This is a genomic window from Escherichia sp. KTE52 (assembly GCF_000408325.1).
Lineage (GTDB): Bacteria > Pseudomonadota > Gammaproteobacteria > Enterobacterales > Enterobacteriaceae > Escherichia > Escherichia marmotae.
Genome location: NZ_KE138680.1, coordinates 1,804,010 through 1,826,345 on the forward strand (window position 1 = coordinate 1,804,010; position 22,336 = coordinate 1,826,345).

The 22,336-nt window shown below is 51.9% G+C and carries 22 protein-coding genes and 1 other annotated feature; of the genes, 15 read left to right on the plus strand and 7 right to left on the minus strand.

What is annotated here, in order from left to right:
* Positions 1–46 precede the first annotated feature (46 nt).
* Positions 47–766 (plus strand): purine-nucleoside phosphorylase, encoded by a 720-nt coding sequence (deoD, locus tag A1SC_RS03265; RefSeq protein ID WP_000224878.1) that lies wholly within the window; start codon positions 47–49, stop codon positions 764–766.
* A gap of 160 nt (positions 767–926) precedes the next feature.
* On the opposite strand, the gene A1SC_RS03260 is transcribed toward deoD, so the two are convergent.
* From A1SC_RS03260 to A1SC_RS25290, 3 genes are read right to left on the minus strand one after another with little or no spacing between them, the layout of a single operon-like run.
* Positions 927–1,190: a helix-turn-helix domain-containing protein gene (locus A1SC_RS03260; protein WP_000566145.1), complete on the minus strand. Its 264-nt coding sequence runs from the start codon at positions 1,188–1,190 to the stop codon at positions 927–929.
* A gap of 31 nt (positions 1,191–1,221) precedes the next feature.
* Positions 1,222–2,238, minus strand: coding sequence for a lipoate--protein ligase (lplA, locus tag A1SC_RS25285; protein ID WP_001094692.1), 1,017 nt, complete (start codon positions 2,236–2,238; stop codon positions 1,222–1,224).
* Between the two features lie 27 nt (positions 2,239–2,265).
* Positions 2,266–2,910: a YtjB family periplasmic protein gene (locus tag A1SC_RS25290; protein WP_000124620.1), complete on the minus strand. Its 645-nt coding sequence runs from the start codon at positions 2,908–2,910 to the stop codon at positions 2,266–2,268.
* Between the two features lie 105 nt (positions 2,911–3,015).
* On the opposite strand from A1SC_RS25290, the gene serB reads away from it, so the two are divergent.
* Genes serB through nadR form a run of 3 tightly spaced genes read left to right on the plus strand, consistent with a single transcriptional unit; the run spans position 3,016 to position 6,668 of the window.
* Positions 3,016–3,984 carry a phosphoserine phosphatase gene (serB, locus tag A1SC_RS03245; RefSeq protein WP_001132950.1) on the plus strand — a complete coding sequence of 323 codons (969 nt, stop codon included), beginning with the start codon at positions 3,016–3,018 and terminating at the stop codon, positions 3,982–3,984.
* Positions 3,985–4,032: 48 nt separating this feature from the next.
* Positions 4,033–5,415 carry a DNA repair protein RadA gene (gene radA, locus A1SC_RS03240; RefSeq protein ID WP_001029699.1) on the plus strand — a complete coding sequence of 461 codons (1,383 nt, stop codon included), beginning with the start codon at positions 4,033–4,035 and terminating at the stop codon, positions 5,413–5,415.
* Positions 5,416–5,435: 20 nt separating this feature from the next.
* Positions 5,436–6,668: a multifunctional transcriptional regulator/nicotinamide-nucleotide adenylyltransferase/ribosylnicotinamide kinase NadR gene (nadR, locus tag A1SC_RS03235; protein ID WP_000093824.1), complete on the plus strand. Its 1,233-nt coding sequence runs from the start codon at positions 5,436–5,438 to the stop codon at positions 6,666–6,668.
* Between the two features lie 120 nt (positions 6,669–6,788).
* Here nadR and ettA read toward each other — a convergent pair whose 3' ends face one another.
* Complete coding sequence (ettA, locus tag A1SC_RS03230; RefSeq protein ID WP_000046765.1) at positions 6,789–8,456, minus strand: energy-dependent translational throttle protein EttA; 1,668 nt, start codon at positions 8,454–8,456, stop codon at positions 6,789–6,791.
* 210 nt (positions 8,457–8,666) lie between these two features.
* Here ettA and sltY point away from each other — a divergent pair, with 210 nt between their 5' ends.
* Both sltY and trpR read left to right on the plus strand, forming a co-directional pair.
* Positions 8,667–10,604 carry a murein transglycosylase gene (gene sltY, locus A1SC_RS03225; RefSeq protein WP_000409422.1) on the plus strand — a complete coding sequence of 646 codons (1,938 nt, stop codon included), beginning with the start codon at positions 8,667–8,669 and terminating at the stop codon, positions 10,602–10,604.
* Positions 10,605–10,698: 94 nt separating this feature from the next.
* Positions 10,699–11,025, plus strand: a complete 327-nt coding sequence (trpR, locus tag A1SC_RS03220) for a trp operon repressor (protein ID WP_000068671.1) — start codon at positions 10,699–10,701, stop codon at positions 11,023–11,025.
* 75 nt (positions 11,026–11,100) lie between these two features.
* Here trpR and yjjX read toward each other — a convergent pair whose 3' ends face one another.
* Positions 11,101–11,631, minus strand: a complete 531-nt coding sequence (gene yjjX / locus A1SC_RS03215; protein ID WP_000546619.1) for an inosine/xanthosine triphosphatase — start codon at positions 11,629–11,631, stop codon at positions 11,101–11,103.
* Between the two features lie 51 nt (positions 11,632–11,682).
* On the opposite strand from yjjX, the gene gpmB reads away from it, so the two are divergent.
* Positions 11,683–12,330 carry a 2,3-diphosphoglycerate-dependent phosphoglycerate mutase GpmB gene (gene gpmB / locus A1SC_RS03210; protein WP_016249587.1) on the plus strand — a complete coding sequence of 216 codons (648 nt, stop codon included), beginning with the start codon at positions 11,683–11,685 and terminating at the stop codon, positions 12,328–12,330.
* Here gpmB and robA read toward each other — a convergent pair.
* Complete coding sequence (gene robA, locus A1SC_RS03205; RefSeq protein ID WP_000371670.1) at positions 12,327–13,196, minus strand: MDR efflux pump AcrAB transcriptional activator RobA; 870 nt, start codon at positions 13,194–13,196, stop codon at positions 12,327–12,329. The genes gpmB and robA overlap by 4 nt on opposite strands.
* A 211-nt stretch (positions 13,197–13,407) precedes the next feature.
* Here robA and creA point away from each other — a divergent pair, with 211 nt between their 5' ends.
* From creA to creD, 4 genes are read left to right on the plus strand one after another with little or no spacing between them, the layout of a single operon-like run.
* Entirely contained in the window at positions 13,408–13,881 is a 474-nt protein-coding gene (creA, locus tag A1SC_RS03200) for a protein CreA (RefSeq protein WP_000875488.1), read from the plus strand.
* 12 nt (positions 13,882–13,893) lie between these two features.
* A complete protein-coding gene (creB, locus tag A1SC_RS03195) occupies positions 13,894–14,583 on the plus strand; it encodes a two-component system response regulator CreB (protein ID WP_001188652.1) in 690 nt (229 codons plus the stop codon).
* A complete protein-coding gene (gene creC, locus A1SC_RS03190; RefSeq protein ID WP_016262845.1) occupies positions 14,583–16,007 on the plus strand; it encodes a two-component system sensor histidine kinase CreC in 1,425 nt (474 codons plus the stop codon). The genes creB and creC overlap by 1 nt, the downstream gene beginning before the upstream one ends.
* A 57-nt stretch (positions 16,008–16,064) precedes the next feature.
* Positions 16,065–17,417 (plus strand): cell envelope integrity protein CreD, encoded by a 1,353-nt coding sequence (gene creD, locus A1SC_RS03185; RefSeq protein ID WP_016249589.1) that lies wholly within the window; start codon positions 16,065–16,067, stop codon positions 17,415–17,417.
* Positions 17,418–17,475: 58 nt separating this feature from the next.
* Here the strand turns inward: creD and arcA are convergent, their stop codons facing one another.
* Positions 17,476–18,192, minus strand: a complete 717-nt coding sequence (gene arcA, locus A1SC_RS03180; protein WP_001194358.1) for a two-component system response regulator ArcA — start codon at positions 18,190–18,192, stop codon at positions 17,476–17,478.
* Between the two features lie 95 nt (positions 18,193–18,287).
* Here arcA and yjjY point away from each other — a divergent pair, with 95 nt between their 5' ends.
* From yjjY to thrA, 4 genes are all read left to right on the plus strand, one after another.
* Positions 18,288–18,428: a YjjY family protein gene (gene yjjY, locus A1SC_RS0122460; RefSeq protein WP_001303782.1), complete on the plus strand. Its 141-nt coding sequence runs from the start codon at positions 18,288–18,290 to the stop codon at positions 18,426–18,428.
* Between the two features lie 399 nt (positions 18,429–18,827).
* The gene (locus tag A1SC_RS03175; RefSeq protein WP_016262846.1) at positions 18,828–19,514 is read left to right on the plus strand and encodes a tRNA/rRNA methyltransferase; all 687 of its coding nucleotides are present in this window, start codon (positions 18,828–18,830) and stop codon (positions 19,512–19,514) included.
* Positions 19,515–19,727: 213 nt separating this feature from the next.
* Positions 19,728–19,793, plus strand: a complete 66-nt coding sequence (gene thrL / locus A1SC_RS0122465; protein ID WP_001386572.1) for a thr operon leader peptide — start codon at positions 19,728–19,730, stop codon at positions 19,791–19,793.
* Positions 19,729–19,848 (plus strand) — a sequence feature (Thr leader region). Its footprint overlaps the gene before it by 65 nt.
* Positions 19,849–19,873: 25 nt before the next feature.
* Positions 19,874–22,336 carry a bifunctional aspartate kinase/homoserine dehydrogenase I gene (gene thrA, locus A1SC_RS03170; protein ID WP_016262847.1) on the plus strand — a complete coding sequence of 821 codons (2,463 nt, stop codon included), beginning with the start codon at positions 19,874–19,876 and terminating at the stop codon, positions 22,334–22,336.

A 22,336-nucleotide genomic window follows, 5' to 3' on the forward strand; every position in this document is an offset into this window, starting at 1 on the left:
CGGAGCAGTGACTCCGCCTTTAATATGTCACAAAAAGGATAAAACGATGGCTACTCCACACATTAATGCAGAAATGGGCGATTTTGCTGACGTAGTTTTGATGCCCGGCGACCCGCTGCGTGCGAAGTATATTGCTGAAACTTTCCTTGAAGATGCCCGTGAAGTGAACAACGTTCGCGGTATGCTGGGCTTCACCGGTACTTACAAAGGCCGCAAAATTTCCGTAATGGGACACGGTATGGGTATCCCGTCCTGCTCCATCTACACCAAAGAACTGATCACCGATTTCGGCGTGAAGAAAATTATCCGCGTAGGTTCCTGTGGTGCAGTTCTGCCGCACGTAAAACTGCGTGATGTAGTTATCGGTATGGGTGCCTGCACCGATTCCAAAGTTAACCGCATCCGTTTTAAAGACCATGATTTTGCAGCTATCGCTGATTTCGACATGGTGCGTAACGCAGTAGACGCAGCTAAAGCACTGGGCGTTGATGCACGTGTTGGTAACCTGTTCTCCGCTGACCTGTTCTACTCTCCGGACGGCGAAATGTTCGACGTGATGGAAAAATACGGCATCCTCGGCGTGGAAATGGAAGCGGCTGGTATCTACGGCGTGGCTGCAGAGTTTGGTGCCAAAGCACTGGCTATCTGCACCGTGTCTGACCACATCCGCACTCACGAGCAGACCACTGCCGAAGAGCGTCAGACCACCTTCAACGACATGATCAAAATCGCGCTGGAATCTGTTCTTCTGGGCGATAAAGAGTAATTGTGTTTTGCTGAAAGGCGATTGTCGTGTGAAGCCGGAGTGGGAGACTGCTCCGGCTTTTTAGTATTTATTCATCAATAGCAACTGATTTATAGATTTACTATTATTTTTCATATGGATAGAAAATAAAATCCATTCAAGTATCTATTCACGAATCTATTCATTTATGTTCAGCCGTCATCCAGGAAGGGCATATCAGCAACTCTGGTGGACAACCATAAATTCCTGCCATTTTGCTTTTGATGTTTGAACTAAGCCGTTCCGTCTTTTCGATCTGTTTTAGAGAATTAATGGAGATACCTAACATTTTACTTACTTCAGCAAGTGATAGTTTATGCCTGATACGCACGGCGGTTAGCCAGGATATACCCTGGCTGAACATTAAATTGATAATCTCCCGTTCCTGGTTTTCCAGATCGATCATATTTCCTTCCCTGGATATTTTAATCAGCGAGTTACCTTACCGCCCCTGCCATCCACGCTGACAACTCCCGTAGCTCTTTTTCCTGTTCCGGGAAGTCAACCAGCAGCGCTTCGCACTCCTGTTGCAGCATATCCGCGCGGTACAGACAGCCTTGCAGTCGCCCGGCGAGGGCTTCCAGCGGCGCAGGGTTGAGGCTGTCGGTAAACACCTGGGCACGGGTGATATGGCCTTTTTCGACGTCGAAGTGCAGTTCCACGCCGCCCCAGGTGAAGCGTTCATCCAGCAGATGCGAAAACGCCGGAGCCTGACCGAAGTTCCACTCCCAGCTACTCTGGCGGGCAAAGGTTTCGATGAAGTTTGGCAAGTCTGGCGTTTTGTCCGGGGAGATGATTTCCGCTGCTACGCGCTCGCCATAATGGGCGAAAAAGGCCTCGGTTATGGCCTCGCAAACATGCTCATGGGTAATTCCCGGTAGCAATTCGGTCAGATTGGTCACGCGGGAACGTACCGATGTGATGCCTTTCGCCGCCAGTTTCTTTTTATCCGGGTTGAGGTAGTTTGCCAGGCGACTCAGGTCGGCATTGAGCAGCAAAGTGCCGTGGTGGAAGCCGCGATCTTTGGTTTCGCGATAGGCCGAGCCAGAGACTTTACGGTCTCCCTCGGTTGTTTTCACCACCAGATCGTTACGTCCGGAGGCTTCGGCGCTGACGCCGAGCGCGTTCAGTGCATTGAGTACAATTGACGTAGAGATGGTTTTATCGTACTCCGGCTTGCCAGCCATAAAGGTAAAGCAGGTATTACCGAGATCGTGGAACACCGCGCCGCCGCCACTACTGCGCCGCGCCAGGCGGACATTATCTTCTTCCATCCGCCGGGTATTACACTCTTTCCACGGGTTTTGTGCGCGGCCAATCACTACCGTGTCGGCGTTACGCCAGAGAAACAGAACGCGCTGCGTGGCGGGCATCTGGCGAAAAATACACTCTTCCACCGCCAGGTTAAACCACGGGTCGTAAGAGTCAGAGATAAGCAGGCGTAATGTATTCATAACGATTTCCTTTCTTGTTGTAATGGGTCACTCTTTTTTCTCGCCTTCTTCCTCTTCCGGCACCGGTTTGCTGGCGGTTAGCAGGAAGGGCGATTGTTGCCAGCGGGTGCGTTTACCCTGTAATAGCGTGCGGGTCAGCACCACGCCGATTGCCAGCGAGAGCAGCAGCATCAGGCGTAAAATGTTGGTGGTGTTATCCACCTGTTTGGCTTCGGTGGCGAGTGTGTGGGTGTCGAGCGTCAGGCGCAGATAGCCGAGCGGACCATTTTTCCCCGCAATGGGTTCGACAATTTGCTGGTTAAAATAGCCACCTGCTTTTTTACCGTCGAGTGCCAGACGGTCGCGTACTTCTACGCTTTCGCCTGCGCGGGCAATAAGATCGCCTTGTTCGTCATATACGCCTGCGTCAAGGATGCGGCTTTCATCTGTTAACTGGTTGAGTATTGACTGAATGCGCTTTTCATCCGGCGAGTCGGTACGCATCAGCGGCGCAACGTTCAGCGTCACCTGACGTGCCAGGGTGCGGGCCAGCTCTTCAAGCTGCGGATTACGCTGGCGCTGGTGGTTTTGACTGAACCAGGAAGCACCTTGCATCAACGCGACCAACAAAGCGAGACAGAACAGGACAATCACTGCCCGATGCAGCCGGAATTTTAGTTTTGTGCGAGCCATATTCCACCCGTTGAAAATTTGAGACTTAATGTTGCCAGAAGCAATGGATACAAGGTAGCCTCATGCGTTATTTTCCCTGCTTCGAACGATTTTACAGGAGCCTTAATGCCTAACATTACCTGGTGCGACCTGCCTGAAGATGTCTCTTTATGGCCAGGTCTGCCTCTTTCATTAAGTGGTGATGAAGTGATGCCACTGGATTACCACGCAGGTCGTAGCGGCTGGCTGCTGTATGGTCGTGGGCTGGATAAACAACGACTGACCCAGTATCAGAGCAAACTGGGCGCGGCGATGGTGATTGTTGCCGCCTGGTGCGTGGAAGATTATCAGGTGATTCGTCTGGCAGGTTCGCTCACCGCGCGTGCTACGCGCCTGGCCCATGAAGCACAACTGGATGTCGCGCCACTGGGGAAAATTCCACATTTGCGTACGCCGGGGCTGCTGGTAATGGACATGGACTCTACAGCCATCCAGATTGAATGTATTGATGAGATCGCCAAACTGGCCGGGACAGGTGAGATGGTGGCGGAAGTGACCGAACGGGCGATGCGCGGAGAACTCGATTTTACCGCCAGCCTGCGTAGCCGCGTGGCGACGCTGAAAGGCGCTGATGCGAACATTTTGCTTCAGGTTCGGGAAAATCTGCCGTTGATGCCAGGCTTAACGCAACTGGTGCTGAAGCTGGAAACGCTGGGCTGGAAAGTGGCAATTGCCTCCGGTGGCTTTACCTTCTTTGCCGAATATCTGCGTGACAAACTGCGACTCACTGCCGTGGTAGCCAATGAACTGGAGATCATGGACGGTAAATTTACCGGCAATGTGATCGGTGACATCGTCGATGCACAGTACAAAGCGAAAACCCTGACCCGTCTGGCGCAGGAGTATGAAATCCCACTGGCGCAGACCGTGGCGATTGGCGATGGTGCCAACGACCTGCCGATGATCAAAGCGGCAGGGCTGGGGATTGCCTACCATGCCAAACCAAAAGTGAATGAAAAGACGGAAGTCACCATCCGTCACGCTGATCTGATGGGAGTGTTCTGCATCCTCTCTGGCAGCCTGAATCAGAAGTAATTGCCCGCCCGTCATCCTGCGGGCGGCACAGCATTAACGAGGTACACCGTGGCAAAAGCTCCAAAACGCGCCTTTGTTTGTAATGAATGCGGGGCCGATTATCCGCGCTGGCAGGGGCAGTGCAGTGCCTGTCATGCCTGGAACACCATCACCGAGGTGCGTCTTGCTGCGTCGCCAACGGTGGCGCGTAACGAGCGTCTCAGTGGCTATGCCGGTAGCGCCGGGGTGGCAAAAGTCCAGAAACTCTCCGATATCAGCCTTGAAGAGCTGCCGCGTTTTTCAACCGGATTTAAAGAGTTTGACCGCGTATTAGGCGGCGGCGTGGTGCCGGGAAGCGCCATTCTGATTGGCGGTAACCCAGGTGCCGGGAAATCCACGCTGTTGCTGCAAACGCTGTGCAAACTGGCCCAGCAGATGAAAACGCTGTATGTCACCGGCGAAGAGTCGCTGCAACAGGTGGCAATGCGCGCTCATCGCCTTGGCCTGCCGACTGACAATCTCAATATGTTGTCGGAAACCAGCATCGAGCAGATCTGCCTGATTGCCGAAGAAGAGCAACCGAAGCTGATGGTAATTGACTCCATCCAGGTGATGCATATGGCGGATGTACAGTCATCGCCTGGCAGCGTGGCGCAGGTGCGTGAAACGGCAGCTTACCTGACGCGCTTCGCCAAAACGCGCGGGGTGGCAATCGTCATGGTTGGTCACGTAACCAAAGATGGTTCGCTGGCTGGCCCTAAAGTGCTGGAACACTGTATTGACTGTTCGGTGCTGCTGGACGGCGATGCTGATTCCCGTTTTCGCACCTTACGCAGCCATAAAAACCGCTTCGGCGCGGTAAATGAGCTGGGCGTATTCGCGATGACTGAACAGGGGCTACGCGAAGTCAGCAACCCTTCAGCAATCTTCTTAAGTCGTGGCGATGAAGTGACGTCCGGCAGTTCAGTGATGGTTGTGTGGGAAGGAACGCGTCCGCTGCTGGTGGAGATTCAGGCGCTGGTCGATCACTCGATGATGGCGAATCCACGCCGCGTGGCGGTGGGGCTGGAACAAAACCGTCTGGCAATCCTGCTGGCGGTGCTGCACCGTCACGGTGGTCTGCAAATGGCCGATCAGGATGTGTTTGTAAACGTGGTCGGCGGCGTGAAGGTGACTGAAACCAGCGCCGACTTAGCGTTACTGCTGGCGATGGTTTCCAGCCTGCGTGACAGACCGCTGCCGCAGGATCTGGTTGTGTTTGGTGAAGTTGGGCTGGCAGGAGAGATCCGCCCGGTGCCCAGCGGTCAGGAGCGAATTTCAGAAGCGGCGAAACACGGCTTTCGGCGGGCGATTGTACCGGCGGCCAACGTACCGAAAAAAGTGCCGGAAGGGATGCAGATTTTTGGCGTTAAAAAACTCTCCGACGCGCTTAGCGTGTTCGACGACTTATAATGAGAGATACGGAGGGAGATATGTCGTCATTTGATTACCTGAAAACTGCCATCAAGCAACAGGGCTGCACGCTACAGCAGGTGGCCGATGCCAGCGGTATGACCAAAGGGTATTTAAGCCAGTTACTGAATGCCAAAATTAAAAGCCCCAGCGCGCAAAAGCTGGAGGCGTTGCACCGTTTCCTCGGGCTGGAATTTCCCCGGCAGAAGAAAACCATCGGTGTCGTATTCGGTAAATTTTATCCGCTACATACCGGACATATCTATCTTATCCAGCGTGCCTGTAGTCAGGTTGATGAGCTGCATATCATTATGGGGTTTGACGACACCCGTGACCGCGCGTTGTTTGAAGATAGCGCCATGTCGCAGCAACCAACGGTGCCGGATCGTCTGCGCTGGTTATTGCAGACTTTTAAATATCAGAAAAATATCCGCATTCATTCCTTCAATGAAGAGGGCATGGAACCGTATCCGCACGGATGGGATGTGTGGAGCAACGGCATCAAAAAGTTTATGGCCGAAAAGGGCATTCAGCCGGATCTGATCTACACCTCGGAAGAAGCCGACGCGCCGCAGTATATGGAACATCTGGGGATCGAAACGGTGCTGATCGATCCGAAACGCACCTTTATGAGTATCAGTGGTGCGCAGATCCGCGAAAACCCGTTCCGCTACTGGGAATATATTCCTACCGAAGTGAAGCCGTTCTTTGTGCGTACTGTAGCGATCCTCGGTGGCGAGTCGAGCGGTAAATCCACTCTGGTAAATAAACTCGCTAACATTTTCAACACCACCAGTGCGTGGGAGTTTGGTCGTGATTATGTTTTTTCGCATCTTGGCGGTGACGAGATTGCGTTACAGTATTCTGACTACGATAAAATCGCGCTGGGACACGCACAATATATTGATTTTGCAGTAAAATACGCCAATAAAGTGGCGTTTATCGACACCGATTTTGTCACTACTCAGGCGTTCTGCAAAAAGTACGAAGGGCGTGAGCATCCGTTCGTGCAGGCGCTGATTGATGAATACCGTTTTGATCTGGTGATCCTGCTTGAGAATAACACCCCGTGGGTGGCGGATGGTTTACGTAGCCTTGGCAGTTCGGTGGATCGCAAAGAGTTCCAGAACCTGCTGGTGGAGATGCTTGAAGAGAACAATATCGAATTCGTGCGGGTCGAAGAGGACGATTACGACAGCCGTTTCCTGCGCTGTGTGGAGCTGGTGCGGGAGATGATGGGGGAGCAGGGATAAGACCCAATGCCTGATGAGACGCTTACCGCGTCTTATCAGGCCTGGAGTTTCACAACGTATTGAAATCGCTGTGTTTGTAGGCCGGATAAGGCGTTCACGCCGCACCCGGCATTTTACGCATTACTTCGCAATACGCTTGTACTTGATACGCTTCGGCTCCAGCGCGTCTGCGCCCAGCGTGCGTTTCTTGTACTCTTCGTACTCGGTAAAGTTACCTTCGAAGAACTCAACCTTACCTTCATCCTGGTAATCCAGAATGTGCGTGGCAATACGGTCGAGGAACCAACGGTCGTGCGAGATAACCATCGCGCAGCCAGGGAACTCCAGCAGGGCGTTTTCCAGCGCGCGCAGGGTTTCGATATCCAGATCGTTGGTCGGTTCGTCGAGCAGCAACATGTTGCCGCCAACCTGCAGCAGCTTCGCCAGATGCAGACGACCACGCTCACCGCCAGAGAGTTCGCCAACACGTTTACCCTGATCAACCCCTTTAAAGTTAAAGCGGCCAACGTAGGCGCGGCTTGGCATCTCGGTGTTACCGATCTTCATGATATCCAGCCCGCCGGAAACTTCTTCCCAAACGGTTTTGCTGTTATCCATTGAGTCACGGAACTGATCAACCGACGCCAGTTTCACCGTTTCACCTAAAGTGATGGTGCCGCTGTCCGGCTGTTCCTGACCGGAGATCATGCGGAACAGGGTCGATTTACCCGCGCCGTTCGGCCCGATGATCCCGACGATCGCCCCTTTCGGGATCGAGAAGGTCAGATCATCAATCAGCAGGCGATCGCCGTAGGATTTACGCAGATTGCTGACTTCCAACACTTTATCGCCCAGACGTGGTCCAGGTGGAATAAACAGTTCGTTGGTTTCGTTACGTTTCTGGTATTCGGTGCTGTTCAGCTCTTCAAAGCGTGCCAGACGTGCTTTACCTTTCGACTGACGGCCTTTCGTGCCCTGACGTACCCACTCCAGCTCTTTTTCAATCGACTTACGACGCGCCGCTTCTTGCGAAGCTTCCTGCGCCAGACGCTGATCTTTTTGCTCCAGCCAGGAGGAGTAGTTACCTTCCCACGGAATACCTTCACCGCGGTCAAGTTCGAGGATCCAGCCCGCGACGTTATCGAGGAAGTAACGGTCGTGGGTAATCGCCACAACGGTCCCTTCGAAGTCATGCAGGAAGCGTTCCAGCCACGCTACGGATTCCGCATCCAGGTGGTTGGTCGGTTCGTCGAGCAGCAGCATGTCTGGTTTTTCCAGCAGCAGGCGGCACAACGCTACGCGACGACGCTCACCACCGGAGAGGTTAGCAATTTTCGCGTCCCAGTCCGGCAGACGCAGCGCATCCGCCGCACGCTCCAACTGAACATTCAGGTTGTGACCGTCGTGAGCCTGGATGATCTCTTCCAGACGGCCTTGCTCTGCGGCCAGCTTGTCAAAGTCTGCATCTGGATCGGCGTACAGCGCATACACTTCGTCCAGACGTTTCAGGGCATTAACTACTTCGGAAACCGCTTCTTCAACGGACTCACGTACAGTGTGTTCCGGGTTTAGCTGCGGTTCCTGCGGCAGATAGCCAATCTTGATATCTGGTTGTGGACGCGCTTCACCTTCGATGTCTTTATCAATGCCCGCCATAATGCGTAGCAGGGTAGACTTACCCGCGCCGTTCAGACCCAGAACGCCGATTTTTGCCCCGGGGAAGAAACTCAGAGAGATGTTTTTCAAAATATGACGTTTCGGCGGAACAACTTTGCCGACACGATGCATGGTATAAACGAATTGAGCCACGTTGGACTTCGCCTCTATGTTTATCGTGATGATGAGTTTTCAAAGGCGAAGTGTAGCCTGTTTCCCTGCCTAATCCCAGCCGGTCGATCACCCTCGCAGTAAAAGTAAAAAAGTGTCCATAACGTGGCGGAAACGGCAATGACTGGTTAGCATAAATCTATTACGCGGCATGACGCTGCATTGATGTATTTACACTTAGAGGAAGCGCTTGTGGAAAAAGCCAAACACGTTACCTGGCGGCTGTTGGCTGCCGGTGTCTGTCTGCTGACGGTCAGCAGCGTGGCGCGAGCCGACTCACTGGATGAGCAGCGTAGCCGCTACGCGCAAATCAAGCAGGCCTGGGATAATCGACAAATGGATGTGGTTGAGCAGATGATGCCATCCCTGAAGGATTATCCTCTTTATCCCTACCTGGAATACCGCCAGATTACCGATGACCTGATGAATCAACCGGCGGTCACGGTCACTAACTTTGTTCGCGCTAACCCCACGCTTCCTCCGGCTCGCACGCTGCAATCTCGTTTCGTCAATGAACTGGCGCGACGTGAAGACTGGCGCGGCCTGTTAGCTTTTAGTCCGGAAAAGCCAGGCACAACCGAAGCGCAATGTAATTACTACTATGCAAAATGGAATACCGGGCAGAGCGAAGAAGCCTGGCAGGGGGCGAAAGAGCTGTGGCTGACAGGAAAGAGCCAGCCTAACGCTTGTGACAAGTTATTTAGCGTCTGGCGCGCGTCCGGCAAACAAGATCCGCGGGCGTATTTAGAGCGTATCCGCCTGGCGATGAAGGCGGGTAATACCGGCCTGGTGACGGTGCTGGCAGGGCAGATGCCCGCCGATTACCAGACTATTTCTACGGCAATTATTTCACTGGCAAACAATCCCAATACGGTGCTGACTTTTGCACGAACGACCGGCGCGACTGATTTTACCCGTCAGATGGCCGCGGTGGCGTTTGCCAGTGTGGCGCGGCAGGATGTAGAAAACGCACGACTGATGATCCCTTCACTTGCCCAGGCACAACAGCTTAATGAAGATCAGATTCAGGAGCTACGTGATATCGTTGCCTGGCGTTTGATGGGCAACGATGTCACCGACGAACAGGCGAAGTGGCGTGATGATGCAATTATGCGTTCGCAATCCACGTCGTTGATTGAACGCCGTATAAGGATGGCGCTTGGCACCGGCGACCGTTCGGGGCTGAATACATGGCTAGCGCGCTTGCCGATGGAAGCGAAAGAGAAAGATGAATGGCGCTACTGGCAGGCGGATTTGCTGCTGGAACGTGGGCGTGAAGCTGAAGCAAAAGAGATTTTGCATCAACTCATGCAACAGCGTGGCTTCTACCCAATGGTTGCTGCGCAGCGCATAGGCGAAGAGTATCAACTGAAGATTGATAAAGTGCCGCAGAACGTCGATAGCGCCCTGACTCAGGGGGCGGAAATGGCGCGCGTGCGCGAGTTGATGTACTGGAACCTCGATAATACCGCCCGTAGCGAGTGGGCCAATCTGGTGAAGAGCAAGTCGAAAGCAGAGCAAGCGCAACTGGCGCGTTATGCTTTTAACAACCACTGGTGGGATCTCAGCGTTCAGGCGACGATTGCCGGGAAACTTTGGGATCATCTGGAAGAACGATTCCCACTGGCCTATAACGATCTCTTCGCACGTTACACTAACGACAAAGATATCCCGCAAAGCTATGCAATGGCGATTGCCCGTCAGGAGAGTGCCTGGAATCCGAAAGTGAAATCACCGGTAGGGGCCAGCGGGCTGATGCAGATTATGCCTGGTACGGCGACTCATACGGTGAAGATGTTCTCTATTCCTGGTTACAGCAGCCCGGCACAATTGCTTGATCCGGAAACGAACATCAACATTGGCACCAGCTATCTGCAATATGTTTATCAACAGTTCGGCAATAACCGTATTTTCTCATCCGCAGCATACAACGCCGGGCCGGGGCGGGTGCGCACCTGGCTTGGTAACAGCGCCGGGCGTATCGATGCGGTGGCATTTGTCGAGAGTATCCCATTCTCCGAGACGCGTGGTTATGTGAAGAACGTATTGGCTTATGACGCGTACTATCGCTATTTCATGGGCGATAAACCGACGTTGATGAGCGCCACGGAATGGGGGCGTCGTTACTGAACTGATCTGCACGTTTATGATATGCTATCGTACTCTTTAGCGAGTACAACCGGGGGAGGCATCAGGCTTCCCCCGCTAACAATGGCGACACACTATGGCCCAACAATCACCCTATTCAGCAGCGATGGCAGAACAGCGTCACCAGGAGTGGTTACGTTTTGTCGACCTGCTTAAGAATGCCTACGAAAACGATCTCCATTTACCGTTGTTAAACCTGATGCTGACGCCGGATGAGCGCGAAGCGTTAGGGACTCGTGTGCGTATTGTCGAAGAGTTATTGCGCGGTGAAATGAGTCAGCGCGAGTTAAAAAATGAACTCGGTGCGGGCATCGCGACGATTACGCGTGGATCTAACAGCCTGAAAGCGGCACCCGTCGAGCTACGTCAGTGGCTGGAAGGCGTGTTGCTGAAAAGCGATTGATTTTGTAGGCCTGATAAGACGCATCAGCGTCGCATCAGGCATCGTGCACCGAATGCCGGATGCGGCGTGAACGCCTTATCCGTCCTGCAATGGCTGATACACGGCATTATGAAACGGACTTAGCGCCAGGATCACCGCCTGGTGATAGACACTGGCGCGGGTGAGTTTCCCGGCGGTAAACACGCCGATCGCCCCTTCTTTACGACCAATCTCATCAATGCCGGTATAGCGCGACATTACTGGCCCAAGCGCCTCGCCCTCACGCACTTTTTCCAGAATCACCTCAGGCAACGGCAAGGTTGCCGAACGTGCTTCACCACGCTGGCTGGCGTTTTCAATTACCACCCAACTGAAGGTGCTGTCACCATCTATACCCGCTTCAATGGCCACCCAAAAATCAGCCTCTGGACGTAAACGGCGGGCATTTGCTACCCGATTTCGTGCGCCAGCGCGCGTTTCCTCACTACCAAAAGGCTGTTCCGGTACGCCGCTCTCGACGACAACGGATTCAATATGGCAGGATCCTTCGTCGAAGATCTCGTGAAATGCCTGCAAAATGGCCTGAATCTTAGCGGGGTTAGTGGTCGCACAGACAACATGGTGCATAATCAGGATTACTCAAAAAATTAACGTTAAAGCAGTATACGGAAAAAAAGCATGTTACAGGTATACCTTGTCCGCCACGGCGAAACGCAGTGGAACGCCGAGCGGCGTATTCAGGGCCAGTCTGACAGCCCGCTAACCGCAAAAGGTGAGCAACAGGCAATGCAGGTGGCGAACCGTGCCAAAGAACTTGGCATCACCCACATTATCAGTAGCGATTTAGGTCGCACCCGGCGTACAGCGGAAATCATCGCCCAGGCTTGCGGTTGTGACATCATCCTTGATCCCCGCCTGCGTGAGTTAAATATGGGGGTGCTGGAAAAAAGACATATTGATTCTCTGACCGAAGAAGAAGAGAACTGGCGTCGCCAGTTAGTGAATGGCACCGTTGACGGGCGTATTCCTGAAGGCGAGTCAATGCAGGAACTGAGCGATCGCGTCAATGCCGCACTGGAATCTTGTCGGGATTTACCGCAGGGAAGTCGACCGCTGCTGGTGAGTCACGGTATCGCGCTGGGGTGTCTGGTGAGTACCATTCTGGGCTTACCGGCGTGGGCAGAACGCCGTTTACGCCTGCGTAACTGTTCTATTTCGCGCGTGGATTATCAGGAAAGCCTGTGGCTGGCGTCTGGCTGGGTTGTTGAAACTGCAGGGGACATCTCGCATCTGGACGCCCCTGCATTAGATGAGTTACAGCGTTAACGACGCACTGGAATCAGCAGTTCGCAGCGCAGATTAATTGGGCGATCTCCCGCTTTGGCATCTTCTGCCGGGTAGTATCGCTCAATATCCTGACCTTTACGGCGTGTCAGGTTGAGCATTGGCATGCATGTTCCGTATACCGTCAGGATAAACTCCTGCACGCCTGTTCCCAGACCTTCGTAGGTAAACATCACATATTCGCCGCCTTGCAACATCACTGGATGCCCGGTTAATACATAGCCGTCAGCCTGATCCTGGGCTAACGCAGTGGTGTAGAACACCTCTTGTTCGTCGTCTTTATCCTGGCTTGGGCGCGTTTCATTCAGACCGTAAAGTACTGGCGGAATAGAAGGCGAGTTGCCGAGAAAATCATGCCAGAACTGGTAGCGCATTTCGTGGCGGAAATCAGAGATTTGCTCCAGCGAGCAGGAGTAGCTCTGGGTAACACCAATCAGCGGCGTATCTTCCAGGGTGACAAATTTGTGTTCTGGCATAGTGAATTCACCCAGACGTAGCGGTGGGCGAATGCCAAAAGCACTCCATTCCGGGGAACGACGGTACAGCGCAGGTGTTTGAGCAAATTGCTTTTTAAATGCGCGGGTAAATGTCTGTTGAGAGTCGAAGCGGTACTGCAGCGCAATATCCAGAATCGGGCGCGCGGTCAGGCGTAGTGCTACCGCTGATTTCGACAAACGACGAGCACGAATATACGCGCCAATAGCATGGCCAGTGACATCTTTAAACATTCTCTGTAAGTGCCACTTGGAATAACCTGCTTTCGCCGCTACATTGTCGAGCGACAGGGGCTGATCCAGATGACCTTCCAGCCAGATTAAAAGGTCGCGAATAATGCCGGCCTGATCCATAAAATTTCCTCATCCTTTCAACAACGAGCACCTGACATCAGGTAATTGGATAATAGCATTTTTTGTTGTTTTAGCATTCAGTGTTTTTTTCTTAGTAGAGTATGTTTCAGGTCTTTACGGGAATAAAAGTATTGAGATTTTGTTCTTAATCAATATGTTATTTACCGTGACGAACTAATTGCTTAATGTAACTTATAAAAATGGTAACAATATGAAATACAAGCATTTGATCCTATCTTTAAGCCTGATAATGCTGGGGCCGTTGGCACATGCGGAAGAAATTGGTTCGGTTGATACCGTATTTAAAATGATCGGCCCGGATCACAAAATTGTCGTAGAAGCCTTCGACGATCCCGATGTAAAAAATGTCACCTGCTATGTGAGCCGGGCGAAAACGGGCGGTATTAAAGGCGGATTGGGGCTGGCGGAAGATACTTCCGACGCGGCTATTTCCTGCCAGCAAGTCGGACCGATTGAACTGTCAGAACGCATTAAAAACGGCAAAGCCCAGGGCGAAGTGGTATTCAAGAAACGTACATCGCTGGTCTTTAAGTCGTTACAGGTCGTGCGCTTCTATGATGCCAAACGCAATGCGCTCGCCTATCTGGCTTACTCCGACAAAGTTGTCGATGGTTCACCGAAAAATGCCATCAGCGCCGTCCCTGTCATGCCGTGGCGACAATAACAGAGGCGATTTATGCAACGGGAAACGGTCTGGTTAGTAGAAGACGAGCAAGGGATAGCCGACACGCTGGTCTACATGTTGCAGCAGGAAGGTTTTGCCGTCGACGTTTTTGAGCGGGGCTTGCCGGTGCTCGATAAAGCGCGCCAGCGGGTTCCCGACGTTATTATTCTCGATGTTGGTCTGCCTGATATCAGCGGCTTTGAATTATGCCGCCAGTTGCTGGCGATCCATCCGGCGTTGCCTGTGCTGTTCCTGACGGCCCGTAGTGAAGAGGTCGATCGTCTGCTTGGGCTGGAAATTGGTGCTGACGACTACGTGGCTAAACCGTTTTCACCTCGCGAAGTGTGCGCCAGAGTGCGCACCTTGCTGCGTCGGGTGAAGAAATTTTCTACGCCGCCTCCCGTCATCCGTATTGGTCATTTTGAACTGAATGAACCTGCGGCGCAGATAAGCTGGTTTGACACGCCATTAACGCTGACGCGATACGAGTTTTTATTGCTGAAAACGTTACTCAAGTCGCCAGGCCGCGTCTGGTCACGCCAGCAATTGATGGATAGTGTCTGGGAAGACGCGCAGGACACTTACGATCGCACCGTCGATACCCACATTAAAACGCTGCGTGCCAAGCTGCGCTGCATCAATCCCGAGCTTTCACCGATTAATACCCACCGCGGCATGGGATACAGCCTGAGGAGTCTGTAATGCGCATCGGCATGCGACTGTTGCTGGGCTATTTTTTACTGGTAGCAGTGGCTGCCTGGTTCGTGCTGGCTATTTTTGTCAAAGAAGTTAAACCGGGCGTGCGAAGGGCGACGGAAGGGACGTTGATCGACACCGCAACGTTGCTGGCGGAGCTGGCGCGCCCTGATTTGCTCTCTGGCGATCCTGCGCATGGGCAATTGGCACAGGCGTTTGACCAACTACAAAATCGCCCGTTTCGCGCCAATATCGGCGGCATTCACAAAGTGCGCAACGAATACCATGTTTATATGACTGATGCACAGGGCAAAGTTTTGTTCGACTCGGCAAATAAAGCCGTTGGGCAGGATTACTCACGCTGGAATGATGTCTGGCTAACGTTGCGCGGTCAGTATGGCGCGCGCAGTACGTTGCAAAATCCCGCCGATCCCGAAAGTTCTGTGATGTATGTTGCTGCTCCCATTATGGACGGCTCGCGGCTTATTGGTGTTTTGAGCGTAGGCAAACCGAACGCGGCGATGGCGCCAGTGATTAAACGCAGCGAGCGGCGAATATTATGGGCGAGCGGCATTTTGCTGGGAATTGCACTGGTGATTGGTGCCGGAATGGTTTGGTGGATCAACCGCTCCATTGCCCGACTCACCCGTTATGCTGATTCCGTCACCGATAATAAACCCGTTCCGCTCCCTGATCTTGGCAGCAGCGAGTTGCGTAAGTTAGCGCAGGCGTTGGAAAGTATGCGCGTGAAGCTGGAAGGGAAAAACTATATTGAGCAGTATGTCTACGCGTTAACCCATGAGCTGAAAAGTCCGTTGGCAGCAATTCGTGGCGCGGCGGAAATCTTACGCGAAGGACCGCCACCGGAAGTGGTAGCCCGTTTTACCGACAATATTTTGACACAAAACGCGAGAATGCAGGCGCTGGTTGAAACGCTACTACGCCAGGCAAGACTGGAAAATCGTCAGGAGGTCGTTCTTTCTGCGGTTGATGTGGCGGCATTATTTCTCCGCGTCAGCGAAGCGCGCACCGTACAGTTGGCAGAAAAAAATATCACTCTGAATGTTATGCCCATCGAGGTTAACGTTGTTGCTGAACCGGCGTTGCTGGAACAGGCGCTGGGGAATTTACTGGATAACGCCATCGATTTTACCCCCGAGCATGGCTGTATAACGCTTAGTGCTGGGGTGGATCAGGAGCAAGTTACGCTTAACGTGCAGGATACCGGTAGCGGCATTCCTGACTACGCGCTGTCGCGTATTTTTGAACGCTTTTACTCTTTGCCGCGCGAGAATGGACAAAAAAGCAGTGGGTTGGGACTGGCGTTTGTCAGCGAAGTTGCCCGTTTGCTTAATGGTGAAGTCACACTGCGCAACGTGCCGCAAGGCGGCGTGCTGGCCTCGCTCCGACTTCACCTGCACTTCACATAACTTCAAATTCTTCCCACATAGTCTTCATACACTGCAGCCATTGCAAAGGAGAAGACTATGTTGAAATCCCCCCTGTTCTGGAAAATGGCCACTTTGTTTGGTGCCGTGTTGCTGCTGTTAATTCCATTAATGTTGATTCGGCAGGTGATTGTCGAACGTGCCGATTACCGTAGTGATGTTGAGGATGCAATTCGTCAAAGCACCAGTGGGTCGCAAAAGTTGGTCGGGCCGCTCATCGCTATCCCTGTAACTGAGCTTTATACGGTGCAGGAAGAAGAAAAAACCGTGGAGCGGAAACGAAGTTTTATCCATTTCTGGTTACCTGAGTCGTTGATGGTTGATGGCAATCAGAACGTGGAAGAACGGAAGATAGGCATTTATACCGGTCAGGTCTGGCACAGTGATTTAACGCTAAAAGCCGATTTTGACGTTTCGCGTCTTAGCGAACTCAACGCGCCCAATATCACCTTAGGCAAGCCGTTTATTGTGATTAGTGTAGGTGATGCGCGTGGTATTGGGGTGGTGAAAGCACCTGAACTTAACGGAACGACGCTGACCATTGAACCCGGAACAGGGTTAGAGCAAGGCGGGCAGGGCGTGCATATTCCTTTAACCGAAGGGAACTGGCTGAAGCAGAACCTGAAGCTGAATATGGCGCTGAATTTAAGCGGAACAGGGAGCCTTTCCGTGGTGCCGACGGGGCGTAATAGCGAATTGACCTTAACCAGTAACTGGCCGCACCCCAGTTTTTTAGGTGATTTTTTGCCCGCAAAACGGGAGGTCAGCGAGACCGGTTTTCAGGCGCAATGGCAAAGTAGTTGGTTTGCCAATAACCTCGGTGAGCGTTTTGCTTCAGGCAATAATACCCGTTGGGACAATTTCCCGGCGTTTAGCGTCGCAGTCACTACGCCAGCCGATCAGTATCAATTAACGGACCGGGCGACCAAATACGCCATTTTGCTCATTGCGCTGACTTTTATGGCCTTCTTTGTTTTTGAAATGCTAACCGCACAACGTTTACACCCAATGCAATATTTGCTGGTGGGGCTGTCATTGGTGATGTTTTATTTACTCTTGCTGGCGTTTTCTGAACATACCGGTTTTACCGTGGCCTGGATAATCGCCAGCCTGATAGGGGCGTTAATGAACGGTGTTTACTTGCAGGCGGTATTAAAAGGTTGGCGCAACAGCATGTTGTTTACCCTGGCTTTGTTGTTGCTGGATGGCGTGATGTGGGGACTGCTGAATTCTGCCGATAGCGCGCTGTTGTTGGGGACGAGTGTGCTGGTGGTGGCGCTGGCAGGTATGATGTTTGTGACTCGCAATATCGACTGGTATGCGTTTTCAATGCCGAAAATGAAAATCAGTAAAGAAGTCACAACGGACGATGAGTTACGTATCTGGAAATAATATTGGCTAATAAAAACGGCGCTAAAAAGCGCCGTTTTTTTGACGGTGGTAAAGCCGATTAATCTTCCAGATCACCGCAGAAGCGATAACCTTCACCGTGAATGGTGGCGATGATTTCCGGCGTATCCGGCGTAGATTCGAAATGTTTACGAATACGACGGATCGTCACGTCTACAGTACGGTCGTGTGGTTTCAGCTCACGGCCGGTCATTTTCTTCAGCAGTTCAGCACGGGACTGAATTTTGCCAGGGTTTTCACAGAAGTGAAGCATGGCGCGGAACTCGCTGCGCGGCAGTTTGTACTGCTCGCCATCAGGGCCGATCAACGAACGGCTGTTGATGTCCAGTTCCCAACCATTGAACTTGTAGCTTTCAACGCTACGGCGTTCTTCGCTGACAGTACCCAGATTCATGGTACGAGACAGCAGGTTGCGTGCACGGATAGTCAGTTCACGCGGGTTAAACGGTTTGGTGATGTAGTCATCTGCACCGATTTCGAGGCCGAGAATTTTATCGACTTCGTTGTCACGGCCAGTCAGGAACATCAACGCAACATTCGCCTGCTCGCGCAGTTCACGCGCTAACAGAAGACCGTTCTTACCCGGCAGATTGATATCCATGATCACCAGGTTGATGTCATATTCAGAGAGGATCTGATGCATTTCCGCGCCATCTGTCGCTTCGAAAACATCATAGCCTTCCGCTTCGAAAATACTTTTCAACGTGTTGCGTGTTACCAACTCGTCTTCAACGATAAGAATGTGCGGGGTCTGCATGTTTGCTACCTAAATTGCCAACTAAATCGAAACAGGAAGTACAAAAGTCCCTGACCTGCCTGATACATGCTGCAAATTAACATGATCGGCGTAACATGACTAAAGTACGTAATTGCGTTCTTGATGCACTTTCCATCAACGTCAACAACATCATTAGCTTGGTCGTGGGTACTTTCCCTCAGGACCCGACAGTGTCAAAAACGGCTGTCATCCTAACCATTTTAACAGCGACATAACAGGCTAAGACGTGCCGGACACCCAATAAAACTACGCTTCGTTGACATATATCAAGTTCAATTGTAGCACGTTAACAGTTTGATGAAATCATCGTATCCAAATGCTAGCTTTCGTCACATTATTTTAATAATCCAACTAGTTGCATCATACAACTAATAAACGTGGTGAATCCAATTGTCGAGATTTATTTTTTATAAAATTATCCTAAGTAAACAGAAAGATATGTAGCGTTTTTTAACAATTAAACGGTTAGTACAGTCAGGAAATAGTTTAGCTTTTTTTAAGCTAAGTAAAGGGCTTTTTCTGCGACTTGCGTTAATATTTTGTAAATTCTCTCCGCGCAGTAAGTTGACATTCATCACCCTGTTCGCGGTTATTTGGTCAAGAAGAGTAGCAACATGCGTATAACGATTATTCTGGTCGCACCCGCCAGAGCAGAAAATATAGGTGCAGCGGCGCGGGCAATGAAAACAATGGGATTTAGCGAACTGCGCATTGTCGATAGCCAGGCCCATCTGGAGCCCGCCACCCGCTGGGTTGCACATGGCTCTGGTGATGTTATTGATAATATTAAAATTTTTCCAACACTGGCTGAATCTTTACACGATGTCGACTTTACTGTCGCCACCACTGCGCGTAGCCGGGCGAAATATCATTACTATGCGACGCCGGTGGAACTGGTGCCGTTGTTGGAGGAAAAATCGACGTGGATGAATCATGTGGCGTTGGTATTTGGCCGGGAAGATTCCGGTCTGACAAACGAAGAACTGGCGCTGGCTGATATTCTTACTGGCGTGCCGATGGTGGCAGATTACCCTTCGCTTAATCTGGGGCAGGCGGTGATGGTTTATTGCTATCAATTAGCAACATTAATACAACAACCGACGAAAAGTGACGCAACGGCAGACCAACATCAACTGCGTGCTTTACGCGAACGAGTCATGTCATTGTTAACGACGTTAGCGGTGGCAGATGACACAAAACTGATCGACTGGTTACAACAACGCCTGGGACTTTTAGAGCAACGAGACACCGCAATGTTGCACCGTTTGCTGCATGATATTGAAAAAAATATCACCAAATAAAAAACTGTAGGGAATGTTATCTTTAGGTTTTAATTCTGACTGCAACGGGAAATATGTCTCAGTGTGGATTAAAAAAAGAGCACTTGCCAGCAGCTTATGGACGGGTAGCCTTCCGTGAGTAAATTAAAATTTTATTGACTTAGGTCACTAAATACTTTAACCAATATAGGCATAGCGCACAGACAGATAAAAATTACAGAGTACACAACATCCATGAAACGCATCAGCACCACCATTACCACCACCATCACCATTACCACAGGTAACGGTGCGGGCTGACGCGTACAGGAAACACAGAAAAAAGCCCGCACCTGACAGTGCGGGCTTTTTTTTCGACCAAAGGTAACGAGGTAACAACCATGCGAGTGTTGAAGTTCGGCGGTACATCAGTGGCAAATGCAGAACGTTTTCTGCGGGTTGCCGATATTCTGGAGAGCAATGCCAGGCAGGGGCAGGTGGCTACCGTCCTCTCTGCCCCCGCCAAAATTACCAACCATCTGGTGGCGATGATTGAAAAAACCATTAGCGGCCAGGATGCTTTACCCAATATCAGCGATGCCGAACGTATTTTTGCCGAACTTCTGACTGGACTCGCCGCCGCCCAGCCGGGATTCCCGCTGGCGCAACTGAAAACGTTTGTCGATCAAGAATTTGCCCAAATTAAGCATGTCCTGCACGGTATTAGCCTGCTGGGACAATGTCCGGACAGCATCAACGCTGCGCTTATCTGCCGTGGTGAAAAAATGTCGATCGCTATTATGGCCGGTGTACTGGAAGCGCGCGGTCACAACGTTACCGTTATCGATCCGGTCGAAAAACTGCTGGCAGTCGGTCATTACCTCGAATCTACCGTCGATATTGCCGAATCTACCCGCCGTATTGCTGCAAGCCGCATTCCGGCTGACCACATGGTGCTGATGGCTGGTTTCACCGCCGGTAATGAAAAAGGCGAACTGGTGGTGCTGGGGCGCAATGGTTCCGACTACTCCGCTGCGGTACTGGCTGCTTGTTTACGCGCCGATTGCTGCGAGATCTGGACGGACGTTGACGGTGTTTATACCTGCGACCCGCGTCAGGTGCCCGATGCGAGGTTGTTGAAGTCGATGTCCTATCAGGAAGCGATGGAGCTTTCTTACTTCGGCGCTAAAGTTCTTCATCCTCGCACCATTACCCCTATCGCCCAGTTCCAGATCCCTTGCCTGATTAAAAACACCGGAAACCCACAAGCGCCCGGTACGCTTATTGGCGCCAGCCGTGACGAAGACGAACTACCGGTAAAAGGGATTTCCAATCTGAATAATATGGCGATGTTCAGCGTTTCCGGTCCAGGAATGAAGGGGATGGTTGGCATGGCGGCGCGTGTGTTTGCTGCAATGTCACGTGCCAGAATTTCGGTGGTGCTGATTACCCAATCGTCTTCCGAATACAGTATCAGTTTCTGCGTTCCACAAAGCGACTGTGCACGCGCTGAACGGGCGATGCAGGAAGAGTTCTACCTTGAACTAAAAGAAGGTTTACTGGAGCCGCTGGCGGTCACTGAACGACTGGCAATAATTTCGGTGGTGGGTGATGGTATGCGCACTTTTCGCGGGATCTCAGCGAAATTCTTTGCCGCGCTGGCTCGCGCCAATATCAATATTGTCGCCATTGCCCAAGGGTCTTCTGAACGCTCAATCTCCGTGGTGGTAAATAACGATGACGCGACGACGGGGGTGCGTGTAACCCACCAGATGCTGTTCAATACCGATCAGGTTATCGAAGTCTTTGTGATTGGCGTCGGTGGCGTTGGCGGTGCGCTGCTGGAGCAACTGAAGCGTCAGCAAAGCTGGCTGAAGAACAAACATATCGACTTACGTGTCTGCGGCGTTGCCAACTCGAAGGCGTTGCTGACCAATGTGCATGGCCTTAACCTGGAAAACTGGCAGGAAGAACTGGCGCAAGCCAAAGAGCCGTTTAATCTCGGGCGTTTAATTCGCCTGGTGAAAGAATATCATCTGTTGAACCCGGTGATTGTCGACTGCACCTCCAGCCAGGCGGTGGCGGATCAATATGCCGACTTCCTGCGTGAAGGTTTCCACGTGGTGACGCCGAATAAAAAGGCCAACACCTCGTCGATGGATTACTACCATCAGTTGCGTTACGCGGCGGAAAAATCACGGCGTAAATTCCTCTACGACACCAATGTCGGTGCGGGACTGCCGGTTATTGAGAACCTGCAAAACTTGCTCAGCGCTGGCGATGAATTGATGAAATTCTCCGGCATTCTTTCTGGCTCGCTCTCGTTTATCTTCGGCAAGTTAGATGAAGGTATGAGCTTCTCTGAAGCGACCACGCTGGCGCGGGAAATGGGTTATACCGAACCGGATCCGCGAGATGACCTGTCCGGTATGGATGTGGCGCGTAAGCTGTTGATTCTCGCCCGTGAAACCGGGCGTGAACTGGAACTGGCGGATATTGAAATCGAACCTGTGCTGCCAGCCGGGTTTAACGCTGAGGGTGATGTTGCGGCTTTTATGGCGAACCTGTCACAGCTTGACGATCTCTTTGCCGCACGCGTGGCGAAGGCTCGTGATGAAGGCAAAGTTTTGCGCTATGTTGGCAACATTGGTGAAGATGGTGTCTGCCGCGTGAAGATTGCTGAAGTGGATGGTAACGATCCGCTGTTCAAAGTAAAAAACGGCGAAAACGCATTAGCCTTCTATAGCCACTATTATCAGCCGCTGCCGCTGGTTTTGCGCGGTTACGGCGCGGGCAATGATGTTACGGCTGCCGGTGTCTTTGCCGATCTGCTACGCACCCTCTCATGGAAGTTAGGAGTCTGA

Coding starts and splice junctions, on each gene's coding strand:
- deoD (WP_000224878.1), top strand. CDS start 47: ATGGCTACTCCACACATTAATGCAGAAATGGGCGATTTTGCTGACGTA.
- A1SC_RS03260 (WP_000566145.1), bottom strand. CDS start 1,190: ATGATCGATCTGGAAAACCAGGAACGGGAGATTATCAATTTAATGTTC.
- lplA (WP_001094692.1), bottom strand. CDS start 2,238: ATGAATACATTACGCCTGCTTATCTCTGACTCTTACGACCCGTGGTTT.
- A1SC_RS25290 (WP_000124620.1), bottom strand. CDS start 2,910: ATGGCTCGCACAAAACTAAAATTCCGGCTGCATCGGGCAGTGATTGTC.
- serB (WP_001132950.1), top strand. CDS start 3,016: ATGCCTAACATTACCTGGTGCGACCTGCCTGAAGATGTCTCTTTATGG.
- nadR (WP_000093824.1), top strand. CDS start 5,436: ATGTCGTCATTTGATTACCTGAAAACTGCCATCAAGCAACAGGGCTGC.
- trpR (WP_000068671.1), top strand. CDS start 10,699: ATGGCCCAACAATCACCCTATTCAGCAGCGATGGCAGAACAGCGTCAC.
- yjjX (WP_000546619.1), bottom strand. CDS start 11,631: ATGCACCATGTTGTCTGTGCGACCACTAACCCCGCTAAGATTCAGGCC.
- gpmB (WP_016249587.1), top strand. CDS start 11,683: ATGTTACAGGTATACCTTGTCCGCCACGGCGAAACGCAGTGGAACGCC.
- robA (WP_000371670.1), bottom strand. CDS start 13,196: ATGGATCAGGCCGGCATTATTCGCGACCTTTTAATCTGGCTGGAAGGT.
- creA (WP_000875488.1), top strand. CDS start 13,408: ATGAAATACAAGCATTTGATCCTATCTTTAAGCCTGATAATGCTGGGG.
- creB (WP_001188652.1), top strand. CDS start 13,894: ATGCAACGGGAAACGGTCTGGTTAGTAGAAGACGAGCAAGGGATAGCC.
- creC (WP_016262845.1), top strand. CDS start 14,583: ATGCGCATCGGCATGCGACTGTTGCTGGGCTATTTTTTACTGGTAGCA.
- creD (WP_016249589.1), top strand. CDS start 16,065: ATGTTGAAATCCCCCCTGTTCTGGAAAATGGCCACTTTGTTTGGTGCC.
- arcA (WP_001194358.1), bottom strand. CDS start 18,192: ATGCAGACCCCGCACATTCTTATCGTTGAAGACGAGTTGGTAACACGC.
- yjjY (WP_001303782.1), top strand. CDS start 18,288: ATGACTAAAGTACGTAATTGCGTTCTTGATGCACTTTCCATCAACGTC.
- A1SC_RS03175 (WP_016262846.1), top strand. CDS start 18,828: ATGCGTATAACGATTATTCTGGTCGCACCCGCCAGAGCAGAAAATATA.
- thrA (WP_016262847.1), top strand. CDS start 19,874: ATGCGAGTGTTGAAGTTCGGCGGTACATCAGTGGCAAATGCAGAACGT.